General features: G+C 50.6%; 4 protein-coding genes. All 4 read left to right on the top strand.

The genetic code is table 11. From position 1 onward, the window contains the following. Positions 1 to 225: hypothetical protein (locus Q0212_RS15360; protein ID WP_297927137.1), on the top strand; the 225-nt coding region annotated here is incomplete at its 5' end. Between the two features lie 73 nt (positions 226 to 298). Beyond that, on the top strand, positions 299 to 1,570 hold the full coding sequence (locus Q0212_RS15355) for a TolC family protein (RefSeq protein WP_107866197.1): 1,272 nt from the start codon (positions 299 to 301) through the stop codon (positions 1,568 to 1,570). Then, complete coding sequence (locus Q0212_RS15350) at positions 1,567 to 3,087, top strand: efflux RND transporter periplasmic adaptor subunit (protein ID WP_297927134.1); 1,521 nt, start codon at positions 1,567 to 1,569, stop codon at positions 3,085 to 3,087. Before Q0212_RS15355 ends, Q0212_RS15350 begins: the two co-directional genes overlap by 4 nt. Beyond that, the coding region (locus Q0212_RS15345; protein WP_297927132.1) for an efflux RND transporter permease subunit at positions 3,080 to 3,555 on the top strand (476 nt) is incomplete at its 3' end. The genes Q0212_RS15350 and Q0212_RS15345, both read left to right, overlap by 8 nt.

The following is a 3,555-nucleotide window of genomic DNA, read 5'->3' as shown; positions in this document are numbered from 1 at the left end:
TCGCCAATGACAATGCACACAGGCTTTGGCCGTGTCTCGGCGATTGATGGTATTCAACTCACCATTGCCCACGACACCATCATTCCAGGCAAAGGCATTGTCATGTATAGCAAATACAGGGTCACGTCTGAGCAGGTGCAAGACATCAGCGTCGGTGCTCACATTCATTATCAATGGATGCAGCACGACGATGGCAAGGTTATTTCCAGTATTTCTAAAGATTAGTTACCAGCACGCTGGCTAGTGGGCATTTGCCTGCTGGCCACGGCTGTGTCTGTTCGTTTTTGAGAGATGACCCATGAATAACGCTTGGCACTTAACGCCCATTTTAACAGGACGTATTTTACTCGGGCTGCTCATCCTGCCTGCAATTAGTTGGGCGATGGAACCGTTAACGTTCGACGAAACTCTGCAACGCGCCTTAGCCCAACAACCATCGGTGCAGGCTTATCAGTCAGCCGCCAGTGCAGCGCGTGAACAAGCACAAGAGGCGGCTCAATTGCCTGACCCTCAGCTCAAATTCGGTGTCATTAATATGCCGATAACAGGCAGCGATAGTTTACGGCTGAACCGTGACGACATGACCATGAGCACTATTGGCCTAATGCAAAACATGGTTAGACCTGTAAAACGAGTCGCCGCTTCAGCGCAATTACAGGAACAAGCCGAGGTGCTAAGTGCTAATAGCAAAAACATGGCACGACTAATTAAAAGAGATGCCGCACTTGCTTGGCTGGATGTGTTTGCTGCCGAAAAAACGTCAGAGATGCGTCAGCGTTTGCTTGATGAACTACATGCCGAACGGCAAGTAGCCGCCACACAACTGGCGAGTGGAGCCGTCACAGCGACGGAACTGCTACAGCAAGATGCACAGATAGCGATGACGAACGACCAATTATTGATGTCGCAACGGGAGGCGCGTAAAGCCCGTAATATCCTGACACGGTGGTTGGGCGATGTCGCCGCTCGACCTTTAAGCCCCAATTTACCTATTCTAAATACCCCTCTACTTACCGCCGAACAAGCCAGTATTGCTCAACATCCTCTGGTCATAGCCGCTGAACATAACGTCGAAGCCAATCGTCATCAGGCCGAATTAGCCACTGCTGAAGACCTGCCCAATTGGAGTTGGGAGGTGATGGTCGGTCAACGGCAAAGCTCACGCGCCGATATGGTCAGTGTGCAGTTGACGGTGGATTTACCGTGGCAAAAACAGAATCGTCAACGTCATCAACAAGCGGCTGCGTTAGCAAATGTTCAACAAGCCGAGTTTCTGGCTGAAGACCAACGACGCGCCTTAAGCACCGATGCCGCCGATGCACAATCGGACTACGACACCGCTCAAGCCCGAGAACAAGAATATATGCAGCGACTGATTCCAGCCACGACAGCGGCCTTGGCAACCGCGCAAGCTGCTTATCAAGTAGGGAAAACGCCATTGTCCTCGGTATGGCTGGCGCGCCGTGCCGTGCTGGACGTGGAGCTGGAGCATTGGCTGATTCGTATTGACCGTTTACGGGCATTAGTCCGTTTGCAATATGTTGTGGGTAATGAGGAAGTATCACTATGAACAAATCGAAATTAATCATCATTGCCCTGACTGGCGTTGTGCTAACAGGGGGAGGCGTAGGGTGGTTCTATCGCCATCAAGCATCATCTTTGCCAATGGCAAGTCACACCACACAACAACAGAAATCAGAACCTAAAGTCTTGTACTGGTATGACCCAATGGTGCCTGAGCAAAAGTTCGATAAGGCAGGTAAATCGCCGTTTATGGATATGCAATTAGTGCCTAAATATGCCGATAGTGTCAGTGATAGCGGTGTAACCGTCAGTGCAGGTATGGCGCAGAACTTGGGTATCCGCGTGGTGAAAGTACAAAGCAGCCAGTTTTCTGATGGCTTGTCCGCCGTTGGTCGTCTGGAGGCGGATGAGCATCGGCTGTATGCCCTGCAAACCCGTAGCGCAGGTTTTATTGAACATTTATGGGTGCGTGCGGTCGGGGATACCGTACGCGCAGGGCAAAAAGTGGCCGATATTTATGCTCCCGAATTACTGGCCGCCCAACAAGAATACTTGGCATTACTGAAAGTCACAGGCATAAGAGATATTGACAGCTTGCGCCAAGCGGCACGTCAACGCTTACAACTGTTGGGCATGAATGAGGGCGAAATTAACGCGATTACGAAAGCTGCTCGCGCCAATCCTCGGATTGGTGTTTATGCCCCTGCGTCAGGCGTGGTGACAGAATTACTGGTACGCGAAGGCGGGCAAATTCTGCCTGCCACGAACCTGATGCAAATCGCTGATTTATCCCGTATTTGGTTGTTATTAGACATTCCCGAACGTGATGCTTCCCGTCTTAAAATAGGTGATGGTGTTGACGCTCAATTAGAAAGTTTACCCGCCCAACGTTTTACAGGACAAATTGATTATTTGTATCCGACACTTGATAGCACAACACGTAGTGTTCGTGTGCGCGTGGTTTTGGCCAATCGTTCAGGCGTATTAAAAACAGGCATGTTTGCCACCGCAACATTGGCGGGGCATAGCCGTGAAGTGATGAGCGTACCCTCAGAAGCCGTGATTAGTACAGGCACGCGCACCGTTGTCATTGTCAAGGATGGCCAACACTTTCGGCCAGCAGAAGTCAGTTTAGGTGCGGAGAAGAACGGTCAAAGCGAGATTGTGCAGGGTTTACAGGCGGGTGAAGAAGTCGTCGCTTCTGGGCAGTTTTTAATAGACTCAGAAGCGTCACTAAATGGTGTATTGGCTCGTCTTGCGGCAGTGAATAACAAAAATGCCATCCCGACCCCACCTACTGCCATGAATGAGTCAGCTCAAGCAGACATGGGAATCCGTGCGAAGGTGATCGCTATAGACCGCCAAGCGGCCTCCATCACACTCGATCATGAAGCTATTCCCGCCTTGGCATGGCCACCGATGACCATGACGTTTAAGGTGCGTCATAGTGAACAACTCAAAAACATCAAGGTTGGTGAGCGTGTCAGGATGGAGGTCAACGCTACGCCCGACAATGGTGCGTACGTCATTGACGCGTTGCAGGCGGAGGCCAGTCATGATTAAACATCTGATTAAATGGTCTACCCAACAACGATTATTAGTGTTGCTGGCGACTCTATTACTCACAGCATGGGGCATATTTGCGCTACTGCGTACGCCGTTGGATGCTATCCCTGATTTATCCGACACCCAAGTCATCATTCGCACACCGTGGCAAGGTCAAGCACCGCAAGTGGTGGAAAACCAAGTTACTTATCCGTTAACGACAGCCATGTTGTCTGTGCCTGGAGTCAAGACGGTACGCGGCTATTCGTTTTTTGGCGACTCCTTTGTTTATATCCTCTTTGATGACCATACCGATTTGTATTGGGCGCGGTCACGCGTGCTGGAATATCTTAGTCAAGTAGCCAGTCGTTTGCCCGCAGGCGCAAAACCGAGTTTAGGGCCAGATGCCACAGGAGTCGGTTGGATTTATGAATATGCCTTGGTTGATAAAACGGGCCAGCATGATTTAGCCGAGTTGCGTGCCTT

It is taken from the genome of uncultured Agitococcus sp., assembly GCF_937920075.1.
GTDB lineage: Bacteria > Pseudomonadota > Gammaproteobacteria > Pseudomonadales > Moraxellaceae > Agitococcus.
Note: the sequence above shows the minus strand (reverse complement) of the source record. Positions and strands in the feature narration are given on the sequence as shown.

Coding starts and splice junctions, on each gene's coding strand:
- Q0212_RS15355 (WP_107866197.1), top strand. CDS start 299: ATGAATAACGCTTGGCACTTAACGCCCATTTTAACAGGACGTATTTTA.
- Q0212_RS15350 (WP_297927134.1), top strand. CDS start 1,567: ATGAACAAATCGAAATTAATCATCATTGCCCTGACTGGCGTTGTGCTA.